23 protein-coding genes and 2 tRNA genes are annotated in these 23,627 nt (G+C 56.8%); 2 read left to right on the top strand and 23 right to left on the bottom strand.

Annotated elements, in window-relative coordinates; translation table 11 throughout:
• Nucleotides 1-16: 16 nt before the first annotated feature.
• A complete protein-coding gene (locus tag AC1EKG_RS05445) occupies nt 17-658 on the bottom strand; it encodes an ABC transporter permease (protein WP_004806652.1) in 642 nt (213 codons plus the stop codon).
• Between the two features lie 196 nt (nt 659-854).
• Between AC1EKG_RS05445 and AC1EKG_RS05440 the strand changes: the two genes are divergently transcribed.
• Nucleotides 855-941: transfer RNA gene (locus AC1EKG_RS05440), tRNA-Ser, on the top strand.
• 43 nt (nt 942-984) lie between these two features.
• On the opposite strand, the gene AC1EKG_RS05435 is transcribed toward AC1EKG_RS05440, so the two are convergent.
• From AC1EKG_RS05435 to AC1EKG_RS05395, 9 genes are all read right to left on the bottom strand, one after another.
• Nucleotides 985-2,073, bottom strand: a complete 1,089-nt coding sequence (locus AC1EKG_RS05435; RefSeq protein ID WP_004806654.1) for a phage major capsid protein — start codon at nt 2,071-2,073, stop codon at nt 985-987.
• Between the two features lie 95 nt (nt 2,074-2,168).
• Nucleotides 2,169-2,651 (bottom strand): hypothetical protein, encoded by a 483-nt coding sequence (locus tag AC1EKG_RS05430; protein ID WP_004806656.1) that lies wholly within the window; start codon nt 2,649-2,651, stop codon nt 2,169-2,171.
• A gap of 139 nt (nt 2,652-2,790) precedes the next feature.
• Nucleotides 2,791-3,105 (bottom strand): hypothetical protein, encoded by a 315-nt coding sequence (locus AC1EKG_RS05425; RefSeq protein ID WP_004806657.1) that lies wholly within the window; start codon nt 3,103-3,105, stop codon nt 2,791-2,793.
• Complete coding sequence (locus AC1EKG_RS05420; protein ID WP_004806659.1) at nt 3,092-4,348, bottom strand: VG15 protein; 1,257 nt, start codon at nt 4,346-4,348, stop codon at nt 3,092-3,094. The genes AC1EKG_RS05425 and AC1EKG_RS05420 overlap by 14 nt, the downstream gene beginning before the upstream one ends.
• 13 nt (nt 4,349-4,361) lie before the next feature.
• Complete coding sequence (locus AC1EKG_RS05415; protein WP_278613863.1) at nt 4,362-5,768, bottom strand: phage portal protein; 1,407 nt, start codon at nt 5,766-5,768, stop codon at nt 4,362-4,364.
• Nucleotides 5,769-5,798: 30 nt separating this feature from the next.
• Nucleotides 5,799-7,268, bottom strand: a complete 1,470-nt coding sequence (locus AC1EKG_RS05410; protein ID WP_004806662.1) for a terminase large subunit — start codon at nt 7,266-7,268, stop codon at nt 5,799-5,801.
• Nucleotides 7,219-7,686 (bottom strand): hypothetical protein, encoded by a 468-nt coding sequence (locus AC1EKG_RS05405; RefSeq protein WP_070425011.1) that lies wholly within the window; start codon nt 7,684-7,686, stop codon nt 7,219-7,221. The genes AC1EKG_RS05410 and AC1EKG_RS05405 overlap by 50 nt, the downstream gene beginning before the upstream one ends.
• 284 nt (nt 7,687-7,970) lie before the next feature.
• A complete protein-coding gene (locus tag AC1EKG_RS05400; protein WP_004806666.1) occupies nt 7,971-8,267 on the bottom strand; it encodes an HNH endonuclease in 297 nt (98 codons plus the stop codon).
• Between the two features lie 1,318 nt (nt 8,268-9,585).
• Nucleotides 9,586-9,672: transfer RNA gene (locus AC1EKG_RS05395), tRNA-Ser, on the bottom strand.
• A 122-nt stretch (nt 9,673-9,794) separates the two neighbouring features.
• Here AC1EKG_RS05395 and AC1EKG_RS05390 point away from each other — a divergent pair.
• Nucleotides 9,795-10,367 carry a TIGR01440 family protein gene (locus tag AC1EKG_RS05390; RefSeq protein ID WP_004806670.1) on the top strand — a complete coding sequence of 191 codons (573 nt, stop codon included), beginning with the start codon at nt 9,795-9,797 and terminating at the stop codon, nt 10,365-10,367.
• A gap of 23 nt (nt 10,368-10,390) precedes the next feature.
• Here the strand turns inward: AC1EKG_RS05390 and AC1EKG_RS05385 are convergent, their stop codons facing one another.
• From AC1EKG_RS05385 to purD, 13 genes are all read right to left on the bottom strand, one after another.
• Nucleotides 10,391-11,710 carry an AGE family epimerase/isomerase gene (locus AC1EKG_RS05385; protein ID WP_316645790.1) on the bottom strand — a complete coding sequence of 440 codons (1,320 nt, stop codon included), beginning with the start codon at nt 11,708-11,710 and terminating at the stop codon, nt 10,391-10,393.
• Nucleotides 11,711-11,777: 67 nt separating this feature from the next.
• Nucleotides 11,778-12,812, bottom strand: a complete 1,035-nt coding sequence (locus tag AC1EKG_RS05380; protein ID WP_004806674.1) for an HAD family hydrolase — start codon at nt 12,810-12,812, stop codon at nt 11,778-11,780.
• Nucleotides 12,805-14,091, bottom strand: a complete 1,287-nt coding sequence (gene serS / locus AC1EKG_RS05375) for a serine--tRNA ligase (RefSeq protein ID WP_004806676.1) — start codon at nt 14,089-14,091, stop codon at nt 12,805-12,807. Before serS ends, AC1EKG_RS05380 begins: the two co-directional genes overlap by 8 nt.
• Nucleotides 14,092-14,152: 61 nt before the next feature.
• Nucleotides 14,153-15,490, bottom strand: coding sequence for an NADP-specific glutamate dehydrogenase (gdhA, locus tag AC1EKG_RS05370; protein WP_004806678.1), 1,338 nt, complete (start codon nt 15,488-15,490; stop codon nt 14,153-14,155).
• A gap of 119 nt (nt 15,491-15,609) precedes the next feature.
• Entirely contained in the window at nt 15,610-15,966 is a 357-nt protein-coding gene (locus AC1EKG_RS05365; RefSeq protein ID WP_004806680.1) for a hypothetical protein, read from the bottom strand.
• Nucleotides 15,967-16,018: 52 nt separating this feature from the next.
• Entirely contained in the window at nt 16,019-18,406 is a 2,388-nt protein-coding gene (gene purL / locus AC1EKG_RS05360; RefSeq protein WP_004806682.1) for a phosphoribosylformylglycinamidine synthase subunit PurL, read from the bottom strand.
• Between the two features lie 325 nt (nt 18,407-18,731).
• The gene (gene purQ / locus AC1EKG_RS05355) at nt 18,732-19,427 is read right to left on the bottom strand and encodes a phosphoribosylformylglycinamidine synthase subunit PurQ (RefSeq protein WP_004806684.1); all 696 of its coding nucleotides are present in this window, start codon (nt 19,425-19,427) and stop codon (nt 18,732-18,734) included.
• Nucleotides 19,427-19,678 (bottom strand): phosphoribosylformylglycinamidine synthase subunit PurS, encoded by a 252-nt coding sequence (locus tag AC1EKG_RS05350; protein ID WP_004806687.1) that lies wholly within the window; start codon nt 19,676-19,678, stop codon nt 19,427-19,429. The genes purQ and AC1EKG_RS05350 overlap by 1 nt, the downstream gene beginning before the upstream one ends.
• Before the next feature lie 76 nt (nt 19,679-19,754).
• Nucleotides 19,755-20,639, bottom strand: a complete 885-nt coding sequence (locus tag AC1EKG_RS05345; protein WP_004806688.1) for a phosphoribosylaminoimidazolesuccinocarboxamide synthase — start codon at nt 20,637-20,639, stop codon at nt 19,755-19,757.
• A 36-nt stretch (nt 20,640-20,675) separates the two neighbouring features.
• Nucleotides 20,676-21,182 carry a hypothetical protein gene (locus tag AC1EKG_RS05340; protein WP_004806690.1) on the bottom strand — a complete coding sequence of 169 codons (507 nt, stop codon included), beginning with the start codon at nt 21,180-21,182 and terminating at the stop codon, nt 20,676-20,678.
• Between the two features lie 82 nt (nt 21,183-21,264).
• A complete protein-coding gene (locus tag AC1EKG_RS05335; protein ID WP_004806691.1) occupies nt 21,265-21,447 on the bottom strand; it encodes a carbon storage regulator in 183 nt (60 codons plus the stop codon).
• Between the two features lie 71 nt (nt 21,448-21,518).
• On the bottom strand, nt 21,519-22,367 hold the full coding sequence (locus tag AC1EKG_RS05330) for a hypothetical protein (protein ID WP_004806693.1): 849 nt from the start codon (nt 22,365-22,367) through the stop codon (nt 21,519-21,521).
• Nucleotides 22,364-23,614, bottom strand: a complete 1,251-nt coding sequence (gene purD / locus AC1EKG_RS05325; RefSeq protein ID WP_004806695.1) for a phosphoribosylamine--glycine ligase — start codon at nt 23,612-23,614, stop codon at nt 22,364-22,366. The genes AC1EKG_RS05330 and purD overlap by 4 nt, the downstream gene beginning before the upstream one ends.
• Nucleotides 23,615-23,627 lie beyond the last annotated feature (13 nt).

Raw genomic sequence — 23,627 nt, 5'->3', positions numbered from 1 at the left:
TTCAGAAGTTTTCTGGCTAGTCACGAATCCCCCTGGAGATAGTAAGACGACCAAGTATGGCCAGGCCAAAGTCGGCAATTAGCGCCACAATTACGACTAGTAGAGTGCCCACCGCAGCTGATTCGACGGCACCAGCCCCACCTAGCCGGGCAAGTCCGGTGAAGATAAGGCTTCCTAAACCGGGACCCAAGACGTAAGCACCAATGGCAGCAATGCCCATAACCATCTGAGTTGATACCCGTATGCCTGAAAGGATCAGTGGCCAGGATAGCGGGAGGCGCACCCGGAAGAATATTGCGGTAGCGGACATCCCCTGCCCGCGCGCAGATTCGATGACTGTATTGTCTACCCCCGCTAGCCCCACCACAGCATTACGCATGATAGGTAGAGCCCCATAGAACACTAAGGCGATTACTGTCGGAGCGACTCCGAACCCCAGCGGTGCCACTAGTAGGGCCAAGAGCGCAAATGAGGGGATAGTAAGCCCTATGGTGGAAACGTTATTTAGGAGGGCACGAAGACGAGTCGACTTATAGGCTAGGGCTGCCAGGGCCACTGCCACTAGCGTGGCTAGCAAAACGCACTGGGCTGCCAGCCAGGCGTGTTGGATGGACATGAATAGTAGTTGGCGCCAACGCTGCAAAATGAAGTCAGCCATCGAATCAGCCCCGCCCTTGTCAGAGTGGTCCCAAGTTTAGGCGCAATCGCCATGGTCCGCACAAGATAGCAGGAGGCAGGTTATGGGCCGAAAGTAGGTGCCAGAAGAGGACGGCAGAGCAGCTTTTGTGTGAACTTAGCCTTTCTTCCGCGAATCAGTTTGTGAACAGGACGTAAATTTGGGTAGGCTTGCCGGTGGAGACGTCGCATAGTGGCCTAGTGCGCCTCCCTGCTAAGGAGGTTGGGGCGTTCGCCCCTCGTGGGTTCAAATCCCATCGTCTCCGCTCTGACCCCGCTGTTCCGTTGGAATGGCGGGGTTTTTCGTTGTTATGGTGCTGGAAATTCCAAAGAGTGAATGTGCGGCAGTGTGTGCCTATAGCCGCTAAAGTGCAACAAGATAGACCTAAAATAGCCACAGCTTTGTTTGGGGCATGGGCAGGGTGTGTGGGCAGCGTGGAAGCGTACATGCTCAAAGGGCGCAAGTATTACCGCTCCGCCGGCGACCCTGGTGGGCGGGTTAATAACCTGGTATCCCAGGCGCATAACCACGCGCATAGCCTTAGTGTCCTGCTGCATGAGGTTTAGGATGACCTTGCCATTCTCGTCAGAGATGACGCCTTCTTCGAAGATCTTGTAAGTAATATCCTGGCGGGTACCGATAACGACCTTGGACCAATCCACGGCTAGCAGTTCTGCCGCAGCAGCATCCCAAGCCCCATTAATTACCGGGTTTAGCGGGAAACCGAACAGGGTGGCTGGCTGGGCCTCAGAGAGTTTACCGCCGTAGATGGGCTGGCCGTTAGCATCCTTTAGGCCGCGTAGCTTCCAGTCCAGGCCGGGCCGGGAAATAAACCCGTTAATACCAAACCCCTGGGCTGCCATCTTCTCGCCCAGCTCAATAACCGCGTCCCCAACATTCTTCTTTGCTGTCAACTTTACACTGTTACCAGCAGCCTCGGCCCCGGCTGTAAGAGCGTCCGGCCAGCTAGTAGGCTTGTCCGTACCAAAGATGACGGCCTGGTCTATCTTCTTGCCTAGTGCTTCAGCTAGCAGGGGTTTTACTGCCTCCCACAGGTTAATAGAAGTATCATCAGCAACCGCGTCCGGGATCGGGACGATAACCGCTAGTTCTTCAGCGGTCATGGTCTGGCCCTTCCAGGTTGCCTCACTAGTCTGTTTCAGCCCGGTATCACCGTTAACCCAGTAGGCGTCCGGCAAAGTCGCCAGGACCGGCTGGGTCTGCTTTGTGGTAGACATGCGAGCCTTTACTGCCTTATCCAGGACAACAGAAGACTTCGGAGTATCTTGCAGGATTGCTTTTACCTGTTCCGGTGGGATCAGCTGCTCACCAGTTTGGGAGCGACCCACAATCTTGTTATAAGTACCCATAATGTTCTTTTCTCCTTTTACGTTCATGGGAAAACTCGTGTTTTAAACACGAAAGGCCGCCCGGTTAGGCGGCCAAAACAAATGACTAAAAAAATTTGTGATTGCGAAAGGGAAACAGCGCTTTAGCGTGAGCGCAGCACCTCGCCAAGGAAATCATCAGAAACAGTACTGCCGGCTTCTACCCCCTGGGTGGCAGAACGCGCCCGCACCGGGCTTCCGGCTTTTAGGCGTTCAGCCAGGGTTTTAGCCCTTTCCTCGAAATCCTCGCCCGCACCCAGCAAGGCCAGGTCTTCTTCGGAAAGCCCGTACTTGATCCCTGCAGCCATACGAGCCAGGCTCGCGTTAGCCTCATCGCGTTCCTTCTCGGCCCTCTGGAGGGCCTCAACGCGTTTTTGCTCCTCAGTTTTCTGAGACTCCAAATACTTATCGTACTCGGATGCTTTAGACGCTAGCGCCTTCTCGTTAGCCTCGTGCTTACGTGAGAGAACCTTCCACTTTTTCGCCTCAGCCTGCCAATCCACCTCCTTGTCAGGAGCGGACTCGCCCTCAGCTACAGCCTTTGCGGATTCTTCTTCAACCTCAGAGCTGATCTTCGCCTCAGCCATAATAACTAACCTTTCCTCTCAAAAACGGTTTCCCATGTCGGGAGATAAAACCCCATGCCGGGACCAATATTTCGGGTAAAACAAAACCCACCCAGGAAAAACCCCAGGCGGGCAAGAATAACAAGCAGCCAGCGATCAGCTAACTAACACTAGCGGGCACATCATCAAAAGCACGAATCTTGTCAAGAAAACGAGTCGCGATCCAGCGGTCAATGCTATCTGGTGCGTAGCTTAAATCGTCGCACTCTTCTTCAACCGCTTTTAGTAGTTCTTCTGGGACCCGGTACCCTGCAACGCTCGCCCCTTCAAGGGCAGAGCCCATGGCATCCCAAAACTCCCCCACGCTTGCATCAAAATTGACTATTTTCTGATATTCACCAGTCAGATAGGGCCAAATATTTTCAACCACCCTACCTTCTAGATGAGGGAAGAACTGGCGGCTAATGATGTCCATAACTTCCCCTTCCTAGAATAGACACATCAATCGGCCGTGCCATTACAACACCGTCTTCTCCACGAAAGTATACTCCGTTGCCATTAATCGGAACAGAGTGCCTATAGACGGGCTCCTCCAATGGACTAACTTGATAGAAAGAGACCTCCACTACTACACCATGCACTTCCCTGAAATGACTAGTTCGCTGCGACCCTCTAGGTACAATTCTCTGCGGTTCTCTCAGGGTTAGTTCTGTAGCGTAGATGATGTCGTCGGCTGTCCATGATGCTGGGAACTCGGTTTTGCCTGGAATACCGGTACCGTAGAGGTGGCCCCCATAGTACTTTATTTTCCCGCTCTTCCGTTTCTGTGATTTACCGAAGCAGTTTACGTCGAAGTCTTCTAGGGTTGGTCTTGGTAGCGGCCCTAAAGGGTCCAGGGTAGGGATTTCCGGGTGGAGCATTGGCCCGAGCCTTACCGTGCGGGTTGGGTCGTCTCTAATCCCGTTGTCTAGCAGGTATTCAATGATGGCGGGGTCTTTACGGGCAGCGGCCCAGTCTGTAACGGTGCGTAGGTTGAATTTCTCGGTCAGATCCCACGCTCTGCGGGCAGCTGGTGGTACGTCGGCCTCGTGCAGGATTTCCACAGCCGTGCATTTACAGTGCGCATGGTAGCGGCTCCCGCCCTGAGAGCGGGTAGCAGTAGTTTTATCCTCGTAGACAGCCCCGCGTGAGGCCAGCATCAGACAGAACGGGCAAGCCCCCGCCTCAGGCACACGGCACCATTTATTACCAGCAGCCTTAGCTGATAGTTTTACCGTGTTACGCACCCTGTTTAGCACCAGGTCCCCGTAGATACCGGTGAAGCGTTTTTCTGCCTCATACTGGCCCTTCGAGGCAAGTACGTCCATTACCGTGCGGGCGTGAGCACCTAGGAGCTGTTTGCCTTCCCTTTGCGGGGTTATAAGCGGCAGGGAAGTGCCAGCGCCTTGCTCTGCGCGGTGAACACTCACATAGCGGGCTCCCACATCATCCGCGCTCTGACACAATGGCCCCTGCGAGAGTTCAACAAGCTGATTGAACAGATACTCGTCTAGTTCTTCCTTGTCTTCTGGGCGGGCAGCCCAGACCTTTTTCGCCCCCTGGGTTGCCCGCGCGAAGAGGACTTCCATTAGGGCTTCCATCTCCAGGCGGGCACTACCAAAATAGCGGCCCTCAAGAGCCTTATACAGGTCCTCTAGTTCTACCGAAGGATCGGCCATACCTCCTCCTTACTCATTCGCCCCCAGGGCCCCTATCTACCCCCGCACCCGGCCCATTCAGCTGCCCGCCAGCAAGGGTTGCTAGCATTACCTGCTGGCGAGATATTTGCGCCTGGGCCTGTAAGAGCTGGTTAGTGGCGGCCTCGTCAAAACCAAGCTCGTGGAAAGTAACCGGACTATTAGTCGGCAAAATCCCGGCCTGGACCTGTTTAACTACCGCGTCAGTAGTAGCCGCCTTAGTCGGGGTAGAAGCATCTTTCCACCGCACCGCCAACCTGTTATCAGGGAACGTGCCCCCACCTAATGCGACAGCAGTAGTAAGAGCTGCCTGCCAGGCCCGCCCAAAAGTACGCTGACGGCGTTCAGCACGCTTTACATGCCTTGCCTCAGTAGCCCTAATCTGATCCGCTGAAGCCGGGTTGTCTGTCACAAACCCTAAATAGGTGGGCGGCAAGGCGGCCTCGCCCGCAACCGTTTGCGCATACATTTTCACCATCTCAATAAATGGTGCCGGACTAGAAGCCGCGAACTGGCCCAACTGGGGTACCGGATCATCCGGATCTCCCGCACTAAACATCATCATGTGGCCCGCATACATTTTCAGGGCCTGCTCAGCCATCGACCTATCCGGGCCGAACATGTCCTCACTCATGTTCAACACGTACCGTTGCGGGGCAGAAAAGAACTCTGAACCAATCTCCGCCCGCAAAAGAGTGCGGATAGCAGCTTGCGTATAAGAAATAATCGGCTCAGTAATCTCTGAGCGCCCCCACGGCTTAGAAGTACGAGGACGATTGACTAAACACTCCACCGTGGGACGGCCCAAATTATGGGCGATACTGTCACGAGCCTGCAACGCGCCGGTACCGTCCCCATCTAGCTGGATAGTCTCATTAGGTAGGTACAAGGTAGCAGCCAACACGCGGGCAGGGTTTTCCGGGTCAGTAATGAAAGTGGCGGCAGCCGAGAGGCGGCGGCGTACCGGGTCCCAAATCCCGCTCGTGGTCAGTGGGGACTCCACAGTAATAACCACCTGCGGGTCTCCCGGCCCGCCCTTATCAGTAACGATAAAGGCGACCCCGTGCACCAGAGCTTCAATGTGGGCTTCTGAGTACTGTGAATCCAAGTAGTTTTCTGCCCAAATCTGACCTGCTGCCTCACGCGTGGGCCCGTCAAACCCATCAATATCGAGGCGTTCTTCCAAAGCGTCTACAACCATGCCAGGCCAGCCCGCCACTGTCCTCACCCGCGAGCCGGTCCGCTCCGGTAGAGCAAGACCCAGGTTCGGGACTTTCACTTTCGCGTCATACCAGGCCTGTAGTTGCAGATTATCGGCCTGATGCGCACTCACCCGGGCCCCGATCTTTCGCAGCAAGGCCAGCTCGCCAGCATCGAGACCGCCAACTTTGTCAAGATTCATCAAAAGAGGGGCTCCTTCCATAGGTTTGATTTAGACAACCAGGAGTCTTCTGCGTCCCTGCTTGCGTTTTCTTAGTAGGCGGTGGGCTCCTAACACCGCCAGGGAGGTAGCTACTAGTGGGGAAATATCCGCTAGAGAGTGCTTACGCTTCCACTTCCACAGTGATTCACCCATGGGTTGGATTCGGGCCGCACTGACCGCGTCAGTCAACTGTTCTTTGCCGATGTGGCGTAGCTTGTGCTCGCCAGAAAGATCAAAAAACAGGCCGCAAGCCTGCCCGTAATCACGCCCGCCCACACGGTTAGCCCGCACCCTGAACCTGGCTAGATCTGCCTCCAGGGCCCCAACCGCCCCGCCAGCATCAATAACCAGCTTGGAGGTCGGATAAGCCGCCTGTAACTCCTGCAGTCGGGCCGGTAGCCAAGAAGTGCCGTAGTCTTGTTCAACAATCTCAACGTGCGTCATCCCATCTTCGCGTAAGGATGCTGCGGCTATTACCGCGCTCTCACGCGAGGGCGGAATATCCACCCCAAAACACACGCTCTGCCCAATCTGTGAAGCATTATCGAAACAGGCCTGCCAATCAGAAGGGGCAATCACTGGGGGGTCTTCTGCTTCCTCAGCCCAAATGCCTAGGCGTTCGCGTTTGAATTTCTCCTCATCGAGGGCATTCTTTTCACTGGCCACAAACCCCTCAGAAATGAAATACCCCAACGACGGGTTAGCCAGAGCCCAAGTGTCCTTATCTTCTGGGTCTGCCTCATCGGCTGCTGACCACTCAAAATAGGCCAGCCCGTCCTCACCGTCCTTGCTCATGCCACGCTCACGCAACCGTGCGAGCACGGTAGAAGCCGGCATACCAGCACTAGAGGTGTACCAGATCTGCGGACTGCCCTGCAGGGACCTAGCCGCCAGGGTCGAGAAGATAGCCGCCTGCTGTTCCTCAGTTAGCGCGTAAGCCTCATCTAAGGCCAAAAAATCGGCAGTGAAACCACGCCCTGCCCCAGCTGTCCTTGTAGCGTATTTCAGGCGACGGCCCGTCTTTAACTCGATTGCCTCAAACCCGTGCGCGGTGCGAATACCCCGAATGTTAGCGTCCGGGTCCCCCTCCCAACCGAGCACGTACTCGGCCAAGTCCGGGCATGACAAAATCCTGTTCTTCATAGACAAGAATGCCTCACCCGCCGTTTTGAACTCGTGCGCGGTATGAATCAGCAGGTTCTCACCCAACAAGAACAGGCCAGCCAGTTCCCGAGCCTCAAGGATCACGTTCTTACCATTTTGGCGGGGCACGATAAGACCGACCTCGCTAGCAGCCCAATGCCCTCCCTTTTGCTCGCCCAAAGACTTTTCCAGCACGTACTTTTGCCAGTCCAACAGGTCCAGACCGGCCAGGGCGGCAAGATCGGCAACGTCCTGGCCGGCAGTAGTGAAATAGGCCGGGTAGTGTTCAAGCCGTGGCCTCTGTCGGCCTTTGCGCGCGGCGTCTTGCGAGCTCATCTAACGCGTTCCCGCCTTTCTTCTTCCCCCGCTTAAGCAGGGCGAAAATAGCCTCTTCGATTTCTTGGCGGCGCTTAGAAAGCCTGGCCACGTCCCCCGGGGATGCCTCGAAGAGAGCATGATCAACAATGTTTAGGTTCTCGTGTAACCGGTCATACTCCAGCCGGTCAAATGTCTCTGGTTTAGGCGGGGCAGCCGGGAAAGTCGTGGCGGGGATACATTCCTCGGAAGCTTTTACCGCATACGGTTTTTTCTCCCGCCTTACAGGCCTTGCTGGTGGGGTCGGTCTGCCTTCGGCAACAGCTTTTGCCTGGGCACGCTTTTTTGCGCGCCGCTCAGCCGTTTGTAACCGTTTAGCTTCCTTACATGCGGGGCATGGTTCTTCCCCGTGGCGGCGGTGGCGCGTGTAGGCTGCCATAGTGCCACATGGCCTCATAATCAGCCTCCTATTCGTATATCCGGGTGCCCTCGCCGCAGCAGGGTGTACACCGCCCCAGTGTGGGGAGGGAAAGTGCGAGTTTGCCCGTGTGCCTCAACCTAGAGGGGGGCCGGGGGCATCCCCCCACCCCCGTAAGCGTCTCCTACCTGCGCTTTTACGTTTCACCGTGTGGGTTACGCTGAGCGTTTACCGTGTCGTAGCCTTACAGTTTATGCATGCCTTTGAAAGCCTCTTGCCTCGCTTATTCTTAGGCCTTATTGGTCTTACCATTTGCGTGAGGTCTTCACGGGTTTGAGAACGGTCTGCGTGCTGCGCTTCTTGTTGGATCTCCTACTGTTGCAGCCTCGGTGTGCTGGCATGAGCGCTCCGAGTAGTGAGCCGCCTTTGTGTAGTTCGCGTACGTGGTCGGCGGTGAAGGCGTCCTTGTGCGTGAACGGTAGTGTGGTGTCGATGGGTTGCCCGCAGATCCAGCAGGGTAGGCGTTCGAGTCTTACGCGGCGTTTGAGGGCGTGGGCGCGGCGAACGTACTCGCGGTTGTTGCGGCCCATCTTCTCAGGCATTATCTTTTTCCTTCGGTGTGGGGTGTTGGTTGGAGTAGGACGCGTTGGAATTTGGCGTGCCCGCCTATGGTGGGTTTGATGATGTCTAGGATGCGCCAGCCGGTTAGGTCGCATTGGGCGAGGGTCGTTATGGGGGCTCCTACTGTTTGCCCGTTGGGGGTTTATTGCGGTTTGCGTGTGGGTTGCACCCGGAAACTACCCCAAAATACGGGCCCACCCCTCCCCTCTTCCATCCTTGCGTGTTCACGGGTGGTCTAGTTAGCGCCCTTACCCCTGAATCCTTTTTGGCGTACCCGGGACCGACCGTGGATGGTTGAGGGTGTGATTAAGGGCGGTGCCTGGCGAACACTACGTGGTGTTTTTATGGCACCTCCCTATGGCGTTCGCCTATCATTTTTTCGTGTGACAGTGTCAAGTCATCCCTGGTTTAGAATATTTGTTCGATTCGCGGCAGGCGAGTATGTCTACCATCCAGTATTTGGTTCCCCGTTTTCGGTTATGTGTTTTATTTTTCCTCGGTGTTCCCATTGGCGTATTGTTGCCGGTTTTATGGTTATGTCGATCTGGTTTAGTAGGCGGGCCGCCCCAGGGCCGGTGACTCCCATCCTGACGACGGTTCCTGCCATGCGGGTTGCACAGCCTAGGTGTGGGCAGCAGCCAACATCGCCTCTAGGTTCAAATGGCGACTAGCAGAATAAATTCTATTAATAGCCCGCCGCTCTAAGAGACATTTTTTGAATAAACCCAGAAGTGCGAGTCATCATTTCGCACAGGCGACCTATACTCTGGCGCCATGAGAAAAAACGATACAACTTGGTTCATCATAGTAGCGGCTACATTGATCTGTTTAGCCTCGGCCTCGCACCGTTCCTCCTGGTTCGCTATTGGGGCGTGCGTCTTCACCCTATGTGCCGCTGTAATTAGCCTTATAGCCCAAAAATATCGCCTCACTAAAGGCCAAATGGTAGGCGATTCCTCCGCAGATCATCCTTCCCAGGACGGGGCGACAACTCCAACCAGGTTAGCTGTCGCTAGAATTACTGGCCTAATCGCCCTAGCAATCGGCCTTATTACCGTTTTTCCGTTTACCCTTCCGCCCGCATTTAACTTAGGACTCGGAATTACTGGATTCGCTTGCGGTGCATTCTCGCTCTTCGCTGTACTAACTACTAGAAAATAGGCGAACTCGGGTCTATTTTAGGTCTATTTTGTTGCAAATTAGCGGCTATAGACGCATACCGCCGCACATTCACCCTTCGGCCTTTTCCGCACTATTACAACGAAAAACCCGCCATTCCAACGGAATGGCGGGGTAGAGCGGAGAGTAAGGGATTCGAACCCTTGGTGCCATTGCTGACACAACGGTTTTCAAGACCGTCTCCTTCGGCCGCTCGGACAACTCTCCAAACGCGAAGCGCGCCTCCCAGTCTAACCAATTAACAACCAACCACGAAAATCAAGCTAGCTACTTCCTCCTCCCGAACGCATAGACTGGGAGTGCCGCATTGCCATATTTTAGGAGGGGTAATGTCACCGCAGACAGATATTTCAGCAGAGCAAGTGCGCACCCAAGTTGCCGACCTAGTAAAAGAGCTTCTGGAAAAAGCTAAACTTTCCGACGGCGACGCAATAGTAGTGGGGTGTTCTTCGTCAGAGATCTTGGGAGACCGCATTGGCAAGGCTTCTTCACCACAGATCGGCGAGGCCGTCTGGCAAGGCGTGTGCGCAGCAACCGATGGCACGGGCGTAACTCCAATCGCACAGTGCTGTGAACACCTGAACCGTGCCCTCGTGGTACCCGCTGAGCTGGCACGAAAACGCGGTTTTGAACGGGTGAACGCAGTTCCACAATTACACGCGGGCGGATCCTTCTCGTGTGCCGCCTACGCACATATCCAGGAGCCGTGGCTAGTAGAGAAGGTCGCTGTGGAGGGCGGTTTAGACATCGGCGACACGTTCATCGGGATGCATCTGAAGCACGTTGCTTCCCCGGTCAGGCTCGCTGCTACCGAAGTCGGAGCAGCACACGTGACCGCAGCGCGCACCCGCCCCAAGTACATTGGCGGCGAGCGCGCCCACTACGACCAGAATCTGAAGTAGTCAGCACCGCCCACGCGGCAGGCTCACCTGCGGGTGGGCCTGCCCTTTTCCTGCCCCAAGCTCTGCGGCGTGTCCAATAGCCCTTGATCAAGAGCTTGCGCGAACGCAGGAGATACAGGAACCCGCTGGGCCAGCATAGCTTGCACTGCGTGGTAGATATCTGGCCTGCCCGGCCAAATGGTCGTAGCCAACTGGTTATCCGGGCCCAGCTGGTGGTTCCACTTCCCATCCCCGGCTATCAGGTACTCGTCCGCGTAATCAATAAACGTACGGTAGCAGTGCTCATAGTCCTCGATCAGCCCCCGATCGGGCTCACCCGGACCGTCCAATTCTGCCCGCCGCAGCGCTACGGCCGCCCCGATTGCCTCGCATACTACCCAGTGCATGCGATCGGCAATCACCACTCCTCCACGCGCATCCGTCGTATACACGAAACCGGGCTTGCCGTTGCGTGCCCACCCGTCTTGGCGCGCCCTCATAAACAATTCACTGGCCGTTTCAAGCATCCACTCGGGAACCTCACGGCCCGCCCTAATTAGTGCTCCACGTGCCGCCACCAAGAGCTTTGCAAATTCCATGCCATGTCCCGGCGTACATCCAAAGGGGCGGAACTGGTCTGCAGGGTTGTCCTGGTTGTAATCCAGTTGCGGCTCCCACTGCGGCGAATAATGTTCCGGAATGCGCCAGTTATTGTGCTGGGCGTTTCTGCGCATCCGCCCCAATATCGCCATCGCGCGGTCTAGCCACTTCGGCTGGGTGGTAGCGTCCGCGCACGCCAGGTAGGCCTCGCAGGTGTGCATATTTGCATTCATCCCCCGGTAGTCCGAGGTCGAAGTGAAATCTAGGCTGCGATCGTCCACAACCATCTGGTATTCCGGATCCCACCAGTGTTTGTCCTGGTCCCGCATGGCAAGCGCCAAGAGCTCCTGCGCGCCGGGTCTATTCGCCACTGCCGCCGAGGACGCAGCAAGCAACACAAAGGCAGACGAATAAGCCATCTTTACCTTAGAGGCAGCAATGCCATGCCCGTTCTGGTCCAATTTCGGCTCTATCTGGTCATACCAGCCGCCATGGTCATGGTCGTAGAAGGCTTCCGTAAGCGCTCTGACTCCGTGGTCTACCATCCGCCTGCAACCGGGGATACCCATGAGCGTCCCCAGCGAGTAAACGTGCACCATGCGGCAGGTGACGAACAGGGGCAGTTGCGCTTCAGAGTCTACTTTTCCTTCCAAATCCATCGACCCGAACCCGCCCTCTACCAGCGAGTTCTTGCCGAAATCTAGAAGGTCGCGCATTTGCTGCGACAACCACCTGTTGTGTTCTATCGAATTGAACCAACCCACGCCTACTCCCATCCGCTACGTTGAGGATTACCCCTTAAGAGTACAGGCCGAGTACGCCAGGTTTTACCTATCCGAGCAGAAGCTTTCCTACCAGCGCTGCCCCATTTTCTGTGACCGGGGGAAGTACCGCAGCGGCCACGGATTTGGCATCCTGGGAACCGTTCTTCATGGCAAGCCCCCAACTGGCCCAGTCGATCATTGCCACGTCGTTAGAGCCGTCCCCAACGGCAACCGTATGCGCATGGTCAACGCCCAAAGTATCTGCTAGCTCCGCTAAGGCCCTAGCCTTGGTGGAATCTTCAGACACAACGTCTAGCCAAGCAGTCCACCCAATGTCCCATTGCACCGTGTCAATCCCAAGGCCAGCCACGATGTCTTTCAAATCTTGTGCGCTTAACGAAGGCGCCCGCAGGATAACCCGGGTCACTTCCTTCTGCCGCAGTCCTTGCCAACCTACCACTTGTTGTTCGCCGATCAGTTCGCCAGCCGGGAAGTGCTCCGACACCAAAAATCCGGATCCTACCGCTTCTACCCCTACGTAAGCATCCGGGATCTTTTCTACTAGCCGATCGATGATTGGCGCCGGCGGAAAGGTTACGGTTTTTACCACCTTGTAGTCGATCGCCCCGGCCGTCTTTCCCGGCGCGGTGCGCAACACCACCGCCCCGTTAGAACAAACTACGAAGCCATGCCGCAACTGCAACAGAGTGAGCACCCCAGCCACTGCCGGAATGGAACGGCCAGTAGCAATAACAACATTGGCCCCAGCAGCGTCTAAGGCGCGCAACGATTGCAACACCGCGCTGGACATAGAACCATCGCGCCCCAAAATGGTGCCGTCAATGTCAAAAGCAACCAGCAGCTTCGCCGGATCTACTCCCCTAAGCTGTTCTGGGACCACTAGCTGATCGCCACTAGCATCTACCACCTGTGCGGGTGCTTCGCCAGCGACGACCTGCGGCAGTGGCGCCGTTTTAGAACCACCACTAACGCGCAGGTCCCCACCGAATTCAGGCGGAATAAACGTTCCTGTTACGGGCATGTTTTCTGACGCCGAAAAGGTGAGTCCCTGCGCGTTCAATGTTTGGTATAGCTTATGCATTCACCGGTTCGATCAGTTCGCGACCACCCAGGTACGGGCGCATTGCCTTAGGAATATACAGGGATCCGTCAGCCTGCTGATGGTTTTCGAAGAGGGCGACTAGCCACCTGGTAGTGGCCAGGGTGCCATTTAGAGTGGCTACCGGGCGGGTAACCTGGCGCCCATCCTGTTCAATGCGTTCCCTAATTCCTAGCCGGCGGGCCTGGAACTGAGTGCAGTTCGAAGTGGAGGTTACCTCCATCCATCGCTCTTGCGAAGGGAGCCATGCTTCACAGTCAAACTTGCGAGCCGCAGAAGAACCAAGGTCGCCTGCTGCAGTATCGATGATCCGGTAGGGAAGCTCCATCTTGCCCAGCATCTCGCGTTCCCACCCAAGCAAGCGCTTGTGCTCTTCAGCTGCGTCCTCAATGCGACAGTAGCTGAACATTTCCACCTTATTGAACTGGTGGACGCGGATGATGCCGCGAGTGTCGCGGCCCGCAGCGCCGGCCTCGCGCCGGTAGCACGTAGACCAACCGGTGTAGCGCTTCGGCCCGTTAGACAGATCCAAGATCTCGTCAGTGTGGTAGCCAGCCAACGCCACTTCGGAGGTACCCGTCAAGTACAGGTCGTCTGCCTCTAGATGGTAGATCTCGTCAGCGTGGGCACCCAAAAAGCCGGTGCCTCCCATTGTTTGGGGGCTGACCATGGTGGGCGTAATCATGGGGACGAAACCAGCAGCCTCGGCCTGGTCCCATGCCATGGTAAGGAATGCCAGTTCCATGCGGGCGCCGATGCCCTTTAGGTAGTAGAAGCGCGAGCCGGATACTTTAGCGCCCCGCTTCATATCAATGGCATCGAGCCCTTCGGCTACTGCCAGGTGATCCTTGGGTTCAAACCCTTCTGCGGCGAAGTCGCGCCGCTCCCCCACGTGCTCTAGGTCGGTGAAGTTCTCTTCCCCACCGGTGGGGGCTTCCGGGCTGACAATGTTGTCGATGCGCATGGCAATTGCGCGAGCCTCTTCAGCCGCCTTATTAGCCTCGGCTTCCAGTTCCTTTACGTGTGCTGCCAGTTCCTTCGCCTTTGCGAGGACGGCTGGACGTTCTTCGGGACTGGCCTTACCCACCGACTTAGACACAGATTTCTGTTCCGCACGGGCGGATTCGAATTCGCTAAGCGCCTCGCGACGCTTGCGGTCTGCTGCAATGGCCTGGTCGATAAGGGCCGGGTCCTCCCCGCGAGCCTTCTGCGAGGCGTAGCCGGGGGTGGGATCGGCTTCAAGTGCACGAAGATCAATCATGTCTAAAGGATAACGCGATCATCACCGTAACTGTGAATCGATCCACACCCCACTGCTATTTTTAGATGAATCCCTGATCGATCATGGCGTCAGCTACGCGCTTGAATCCCGCAATGTTCGCGCCCAGCACGTAGTTGCCCTCGGCCCCGTAGCGGGCAGCAGTTTCCGCACAGGTGTCGTGAATGTCGGCCATGATGTGTTCCAGCTTTGTGGCTACCTGCTCGAAGGTCCACTTCGTGCGGGAAGCATTCTGTTCCATCTCGAGGGCGGAGGTTGCTACTCCCCCAGCGTTTGCGGCCTTGCCCGGAGCATAGAGCACGCCTGCCTGCTGGAAAGCGTCGATAGCGCCCGGGGTGCACGGCATGTTAGCCCCCTCGGCAACTACCTTCACTCCGTTGCTCACCAGAGTCTTAGCGTCCTCCTGCGAGAGTTCATTCTGGGTCGCACACGGCAGCGCCACGTCCACGGCTACCTGCCAGGGACGGCCTTCGGCGTGGAATACGGCACCGCTCTTGCGTTGCGCGTAATCGCTTACCCGCCCTCGTTCTACCCCTTTGACTTGCTGTAGTAGCTCTACGTCAATGCCGTCCTTGTCGTAGACCCACCCGTTCGAATCAGACACGGTCAGCACCTTTGCGCCCTTCATTTGGGCATATTGCGCCGCATAAATTGCTACGTTGCCGGAACCGGAAACCGCTACGCTTTTACCCTCAAGCCCTTCCGATATGGTGCCCAGCATGGACTGGGCGAACATGACAGTGCCGTAACCGGTTGCTTCCGTGCGCCCAAGCGAGCCGCCCCAGCCGAGCTTCTTCCCCGTCAAGACGCCTGCTTCGAAGCGGTTGGTCAGTTTCTTATATTGACCAAACAGGTAACCGATTTCGCGCCCACCCACGCCAATGTCGCCGGCAGGTACGTCTGTGAACTGGCCGATGTGACGGTACAGTTCACTCATAAAGGCCTGACAAAAACGCATCACTTCGTTGTCGGAGCGCCCGTGCGGGTCAAAGTCAGACCCACCTTTGCCACCGCCGATGCCAAGCCCGGTTAGAGAGTTTTTGAAAATCTGTTCAAAGCCAAGGAACTTGATGATGTTGCGGTTTACGGATTGGTGGAAGCGGAGGCCACCCTTGTACGGGCCGAGGGCGGAGTTGAATTCAACACGATAGCCGCGGTTTACCTGGCACTTGCCAGAGTCGTCGATCCAGGGGACGCGAAAAATAATCTGACGTTCCGGCTCTACCAATCTTTCTAACAGGGCATGGTCGGCGTATTCGGGATGCTCATCCAAAACCGGCCCGATAGAGTTCAGAAATTCTGCTACTGCCTGGTGAAATTCTGGTTCTGCTGGGTTGCGGCGCAACACGTCTTGGTACACCGCTTCTGCTGCTTTATGCATTATATTCCTTCCCTAGACACCCGGGCTTTACCCGCGCTTTACTATTCCGTTAGGTGCGCACCAATAGTTATACACTTGTCTTTGACTAAACTAAAAGTTCGCAAGGAAACTTTGGGCAGCTAGTTCAATCTCGCCCACCGCAAAGCCGCAGCTGCCGCTAGGGCCCACATACCTGCCACAATGATTACCGAGCCAATGCCGGCAATCACGCCAGTAGCAACAGAAACATAAGGGGCCAACGCCACCAGCACCACAATGTTTATCAAAGCTAGGGCAATCGCCAATAAGAAGAATGGGCAGGCATGCATGTGCGCCCGATGCCAAACCGTCTCGCTCCTACGCAACACCTTAAAGGGCAAACCTAGCGGATGCCCCACCCGAAACCCCTCGCGCCCGGGGGCAATAACCAGGAACAGGCAATACAGTGCCTGCAAAGTCAAAAGAACAGAAAAAATACCAGCAATCAGGATAGGCATGGCTTCACGCTACCATCGTTGGTCCCGAGCCTAGCCCGGGACCAACTACCGGCTACGCAAACAGTTCCGGCAACACCTTGCGGGAAGCCTCGGCCAAATCGGCCAGGTCCAAAGCGATCACAGACCGGTCAGCCGCACCCGCAACAGACTCTTCAAAGTCAGCCGGCTCGCTCTCGTTAGAACGAGTGAAGGTGACCATCGAACCACCGGTAGTACCAATGCGCGAGCAAGCTACGCCCTCTGCTTCCGCTGCGGCAGCAACCATGGACACGGCCACTTCAGGTACCACAACCAAAGCGCGCGCCTGCGATTCCGAGAACAGCCGGACTGTGTCGTCCTGTCCCTCGAAACCGACGCGAGCCAGATCGATGTTGGCGCCAATACCGAAACGTGAAGCCGACTCCAGCACTGCTGCAGCCAAGCCGCCATTGGAAATATCGTGTGCCGCTTTGACAACGCGAATACCGTCCACCTCGGCCTGAGCTACCGCAATAAGTACTCGACCCAGCGCCATTTCCGCTTCAAAATCCACCTTCGGGGGCAGCCCACCCAGGTGCGAATGGACTTCGCGAGCCCAGGCAGAACCATCCAGTTCGTCGTTAGTCTCGCCTAGCAGCAAGACGGCAAGTCCCTGTTCATTCCAGCCGGAAGGCACAGCTTTCGTAACATCGTCGATCAAGCCCAACATGCCCACTACAGGAGTCGGGTTGATCGAAGAATCCGGCTGCCCCTTCTCAGTTCCAGAGGAGTTGTACAGAGACACGTTGCCGCCGGTAACCGGCGTGCCCAGCACCTTACAGCCGTCAGCCATACCAGTCATAGCGGTAACTAGTTGCCACATTGCGTCCGGATCTTCCGGGTTACCAAAATTCAGGCAGTCGGTCACTGCCATCGGGCGAGCCCCAACGGTGCACACGTTGCGATAGGCCTCCGCGAGCGCCTGCTGGGCGCCAGCATACGGGTCGAGCTTGGTGTACCAACCGTTCGCGTCAGTAGCGATGGCTACGCCGCGGTTAGATTCTTCTACTACGCGGATGACACCCGCATCGTCGGGCTGAGCCAATGCAGTGTTGCCGCGCACGTAGCGGTCGTACTGGTCGGTTACCCACGCTTTGGAGGCACCGTTTGGGCTGAGTACTATCTTGCGTAGCTCTTCTTCTAAAGCAGCAGAAGACTCAGAGCGAGCCAGCTTGTCGGAGGTATCCGCCTGCAGGTCATCCTGCCAGGCCGGGCGGGAGTACGGGCGATCGTAGACTGGACCGTCGTGGGCCACTGTCTTCGGGTCTACGTCCACGATGCGTTCGCCGTAGTGGTCGATGGTGAGCCTGCCGTCGCCGGTCACCTCGCCAATCACGGCTGCTTCCACGTCCCACTTGTTGATGACGTCCATGAAGGCATCAATCTTGTCGGCAGCCACAACTGCCATCATGCGTTCTTGCGATTCCGACATCAGGATCTCGCCTGCAGTCAGGGTGGGGTCGCGCAGAAGCACATTTTCGAGGTCGACGTGCATACCAGAGTTGCCGTTTGAGGCCAGTTCGGAGGTGGCGCAGGAGATGCCTGCCGCGCCCAGGTCCTGGATGCCCTCTACGAGGTCAGCCGCAAATAGTTCCAGGCAGCATTCGATGAGCACCTTTTCCATGAAGGGGTCACCCACCTGGACGGATGGCCGTTTGGCCGGCATGCCGTCCTCGAAGGTTTCGGAAGCCAGGATAGAGGCGCCCCCAATACCGTCGCCGCCGGTACGAGCACCGAATAGGACGATTTTATTTCCGACGCCCTCGGCGTTTGCCAGGTGAATGTCCTCGTGCTTTAGCACTCCCACGCACAGCGCGTTAACTAGCGGATTGCCCTGGTAAGAGGGATCGAATTCGGTTTCGCCGCCAATGTTAGGCAGGCCTAAACAGTTGCCGTAGCCGCCGACGCCAGCCACTACCCCGTGTACCACGCGGGCTGTGTCAGCGTTCTTCGGATCCCCGAAACGGAGCTGATCCATGACTGCCACTGGGCGGGCGCCCATTGCAATAATGTCGCGGACAATACCGCCAACGCCGGTCGCTGCGCCCTGGTACGGCTCCACGAACGAGGGGTGATTGTGCGATTCCACCTTAAAGGTGACCGCCATCCCGTCGCCCACGTCCACGACGCCGGCGTTCTGACCCATCCCTACCAGCAGCCGCTCTTTCATTTGCTGGGTGGTCTTGCCGCCGAATTGTTCGCCCAAATGTTTTTTCGAGGACTTGTAGGAGCAGTGCTCAGACCACATGACCGAATACATTGCCAGCTCTGCGTTAGTTGGACGCCTTCCCAGCAGCTTCTTAATATCCGCGTATTCGTCGTCTTTGAGCCCTAATTCGGCGTACGGCATAGCGGTGTCGGGCGTTGCCGCCGCATCCGCAACCGTGTCGGGGTGCTCTACGTTTGCCGGTTTGTTGCTCATCGATTCTCCGTCTCGTTACGAGCTTGGGTGAGTTTTTTCATAGGTGCGCTCTGTCAGGAAAAATTTTGTTGGCGCCTGTAAGTTTTATCCACATTCGTGACCGGGTAATCCACAGTTATCCCCAGATTTGCAAGGGTTGTGCACGCAAATCGAGATACTCTCAAGTCTCACTTTAAAGTTGACTTTCTAGCGGAATTATGCGGTTACCACATTAATGTCTAATTTATTGCCATTCAGCCTCCCAAAGTTATCCACAGGTTTTATCCACAGGGTTGTGCACAGGTTGCATATTCGCAGCCGAGTCTGTGGGAAACTTGGGGATAAGCTACGACAGCAGCGATTGCAGGACAGATTTGAACAGTCCCAGCCCATCGGTGCCACCGTGAGGACCATCTGCAGACTCGGGACCAAAGCCCTGTTCTACAGCATGTTCTGGGTGCGGCATCAGACCTACTACGTTGCCCGCCTCGTTGGCGACGCCGGCAATGTCATTCATAGACCCGTTGGGATTCACATCTACGTAGCGGAACACAACCTGCCCCTGCCCCTCAAGACGCTTCAGCCCTTCGGGATCTAGCTGGAAGTTGCCCTCGCCATTTTTTAGCGGAATGGTGATCTGCGCTCCCTGTTCAAATTCGCGAGTCCAGACCGTAGTGGTATTTTCCACCACCAGCTTTTGGTCGCGGCAAATGAAACGCTGGTGATCATTTCGGATCAACGCCCCAGGTAGCAAGTGCGCTTCACACAGCACCTGGAAACCATTGCAAATACCGAGGACAGGCATGCCCTTTTTGGCAGCATCCACCACCCCGTTCATCACGGGAGCGAAGGAAGAGATTGCCCCGCAGCGCAAGTAGTCACCGTAAGAAAAACCACCGGGCAAGATTACCGCATCCACCCCGTGCAAATCAGCATCCTTGTGCCACAGCCGCACCGGCTCGGCCCCTGCCAGGCGCACCGCCCTCCGGGCGTCCCCGTCGTCAAGCGTGCCAGGGAAAGTTACCACACCTATGCGCGCCACTATTCCTCCACCGCTTCTACTCGAACAACGTTCTCGATAATGGGGTTAGAAAGCAGCTCAGTGGCGGCTTCCTTGGCAGCATCCAGATCCTTCTGAGTAACTTCGCCCTCGGTGGCCAGTTCAAAACGTTTGCCCTGACGGACGGAAGTAAAAGAATCGATGCCGATTCGGGGCAACGCTCCTAAAATTGCTTTACCTTGCGGATCAAGGATTTCAGGTTTGGGCATAATGTCGACGACGATGCGTCCCATAGGTCCTCCAAATAGGGGGTTGGTTTGGACTTTATAAGTTTACTAAGAAACCGGGTAGCAACGGCTACCCGGTTTCTTAGGCGGTAAAGGTTTTCCCAGTAGTGGTTTCGTAGGCTTCCACGTAGCGAGCGCGGGTTGCCTCAACAACCTGTTCGGGAAGAGTTGGGGGTTCCTGGCCAGAGGCACGATCCCACCCAGATTCGGCACTGGTCAGCCAATCGCGCACATACTGCTTGTCGAAAGAGGGCGTAACCTGGCCTTCCTGCCACTTGTCTACCGGCCAGAAGCGCGATGAATCGGGGGTCAATACTTCGTCTGCCAGCACTAGGTTGCCCTGTTCGTCTGCACCAAATTCAAACTTGGTGTCGGCAATAATAATGCCCTTATTCAATGCGATAGCGGCAGCCTTCTCGTAGATTTGAATGGTCTTTTCTTTCAAAGCGGTAGCGGCTTCTTCGCCTACCATCTGGGCAGTGCGCTCGAAAGAAACGTTCTCGTCATGCTCGCCCAATTCCGCTTTGGCGGCGGGAGTGTAAATTGCGGTGGGTAGCTTGGAGGCCTCGACGAGTCCGCCAGGCAGGCCCACCCCGCACACAGATTTAGACTGCTTATATTCAACGAGCCCTGACCCTGTCAGGTATCCGCGTGCCACACATTCGATCGGGTACATGTTGAGGCGCTTTACCACCATGGCCCGCCCGGCAACCTGTTCAGGCACCTCGGCGTCTACCACCAGGTGATTGTCAATCAGATCCGACAGCTGCTCAAACCACCACAGGGAAAGCTGGGTCAGCACCTTTCCCTTGTCGGGAATAACCGAGGGAAGAATGTAGTCGTATGCGCTAATGCGATCAGAAGCAACAACCAGGAGTCGATCCTGATCGCCAGATTCGGGGATGTATAGGTCACGAACTTTTCCGCTGGAGAGGTGCTTCCAGCCAGGAATTTTTGGTTGGCTCATGGCTTAATAATGTCACCACTGTATGACGACACAAAGTTACGCCGAATATCTGGACACCTCTAGGGGCTTGCGCAGGCAGAAATAGATAGGAATACCAACTACGGCTGCAGCCCCGATAGCAAAGATGGCGAAGGGTTTGGACGAGATCGTGCCCATTGAGTACAAGACGCTAATAACCCAGCCCGCACTGATAACCGATGCAGCGGCCCCAAGGAAGGGCGGCACGATGCGGCGCATACGCTCACCACCCCTGAAGGCAATGGTGAGGGCGATGCCAACAGCCGCCAGCACTAGGCACACAGCGCCCTCGATCCAGTAACTTTGCGACCCAGATACGCGGATGGGATGAGAGAGCGCGCCCCAACTAAACGGGACAACCGGCGGCAGCTCTTTGCCTACCACCATGCGGAAACCGTAGGTGCAAAAAGCTGGGAACAACAGCAATAGACAGGCAGCTAACAATTCTGAACGGTTCCACCACCGCTGCTGGATGCGCCACTTTGCGCCCCGAGCATCGCTGCCGCTGGCCTGAATGTTCGACATGTTCGGATCCTCCCGCCTTTGGGTTACCAACCCATTGTGCCATAGATGACACTTTCGCGCGCAGAATCTAGGAACAAAGTCCCTACCGGGCTGTCTGCTGCCCGCCCTCTACCTCGTCATCCAATAGCTCCGCCCTCTGAATCTTTACGTCGCGCGGCGCTTCTATGCCAATACGCACCGCATCACGATGCGCCTCTACCACAGTCAGAGTAACGGAATCGCCAATGACGATCTTTTCGCCCGGGCGCCTGGTTAATACGAGCATTTAGCCCCCTGCGAGTAAAAAACAAACACTTCTGACTCACAGTACCGCCGAAATGGATTATGAGCACTCTTTCAGATTCGATCGGCAATCAGAGCCGCCCACACGCCGGCCTTCGCTGGCGCCCCCTCCAACACCGAAACCGGGGCCGACAAATAGGCGTTGCGCAGCGGCGCCGGCGCATCCCACACCCCGTCCAGCACGAGGGCGTCGGCGTCAATACCTGCCGGCAGTTCGGCCAACCACGCTTCTAGCTGAGCATCATCTGCCTGCCCAATCGCCCAGGTAAACGCCGGTTCAGCGGCCTCCAAAAGACGCTGCGCCGTGCGCTGGTGGGAAGGCACTGCAGAGTCTACTACCGCTAACACTGTTGTGACGCCCTCATGAATTGCCTTCTGCAAATCGGCGGCGGTGCGCACCCGGTCCCCCGTGCCGGGCAACAGCGTCTTTGCTCCGGAAAGAAGTACCTGCGCATCTGAGTCAATGCGGCCGGCAAGGCGTAAGGCCCACTCGCGCACCATTTCGGCACTGCCCGTTTGGCCAATTACCACCTGCACGCTACCGGGCGTGGGCTGCGGTAGGGCAGGCGGGCGCATGGCAGAAGCCAATTCCTTGATGGTTTTGCCACTGAAATCCGGTTTTGCACCGAGGGCTACCACATCCTGCGCCGAAAGCACCCGATCGTAATCAGGGAAGGGCCCGGCCTGCTCCAGACGGGCCGGACGCGAAATAGCAGGGCGGGCAACCTTCACCTGCGGCTCCGGGGGCAGCAGCCCCTTCGCAGAGCGCGCCCGCAACTGCGCCACCAACTGGTCGATCCCCTGGTGCACCTGCGCGTCAGCCAGCTCCTTCTGCTGGTCGAACTGCTTGCGAGTCTGAGCTACAAACTCCGTAAGTTCGGCCTCGTCCTTTTCTAAACTCACGCTTTCGCCTCAGCAATGTCGAGCCGGTAGTGCCCGTCCGGAAGAGAAATCCGCTGCATCCCCTGGTATGCCTTCGTTCGAGCAGCCTCAATATCCTGGCCTAAGGCGACAACAGCAAGCACACGCCCCCCAGCAGACACAAGCCCCTGCCCCTTCCGGGCAGTACCGGCGTGAACAACGTGTACGCCCTCGAGTGCTTCGGCCTCTTCCAAGCCCGTCAGCGCTCCCCCCGTCTTCGCCTTCTGCGGGTATCCGGGCGAAGCGAGAACGACGCACACGCCCGCCTGCTCGGACCATTCGAGTTCCCCAAAATCAGCCAGTTTCCCGGTAGCTGCTGCCAACAGCAGTTGCCCCAGCGGAGAGCGCAATCTGGCCAGCACTACCTGAGTTTCAGGGTCGCCAAAGCGGACGTTGAATTCGACAACGCGCACGCCCTTCGAAGTCAGTGCCAGCCCGCAGTAAAGCAGTCCGGAAAAGGGGGTGCCGCGTTCAGCCATGCGCTGCACGGTAGGTACAGCAACCTTCTGCAACACCTGTTCCGTAAGGTCGGCCGGTGCCCACTCCAACGGCGAGTAGGCCCCCATACCGCCCGTGTTGGGGCCTTCATCCCCATCAAGCGCACGTTTGAAATCCTGCGCTGGCGCTAGCGGAAGAACAGTCTTGCCGTCACAAACACAGAACAGGGACACCTCCGGCCCGTCCAAGTATTCCTCGACAATCAGAGAACCGCCGCGCGCAAAAATATCCGCGCCATGGTCAAAAGCCTGCTGCAAATCCGAGGTGACTACCACGCCCTTGCCAGCTGCCAGTCCGTCCTCTTTTACTACGTACGGGGCGCCGAACTCGGCTAGTGCCCCCTGCAGCTCATCCTGATTATGGCAGGTCAATGCGCGAGCGGTAGGTACCCCCGCTTCCTCCATGACCTGTTTGGCAAAGGCCTTCGACCCTTCCAACCGGGCCGCTTCAGCACCGGGGCCGAAACAGGCAATTCCGGCCTGCCGCACCGCGTCAGCTACCCCAGCCACCAGCGGGGCTTCCGGTCCCACCACGACCAAGTCTACACCCAGGTGCTGCGCGGCCTGCGCCACCTGCGCCCCATCGTTAGCGTCGCCCTCGATAAGGGTCGCTACCTGCGAAATGCCTGGATTGCCCGGCATGCAGTAAATGTCGGTTACTTGCGGATCTGCCTTCAGTGCCAGCGCAAGGGCATGTTCGCGCCCGCCTGAGCCAATTACTAGGATCTTCACGGGCTCCACATTA

This window comes from Winkia sp. C0117E2 (assembly GCF_056590455.1).
The sequence above is the reverse complement of the archived record's forward strand: the minus strand, read 5'-3'. Positions and strand labels throughout refer to the sequence as shown.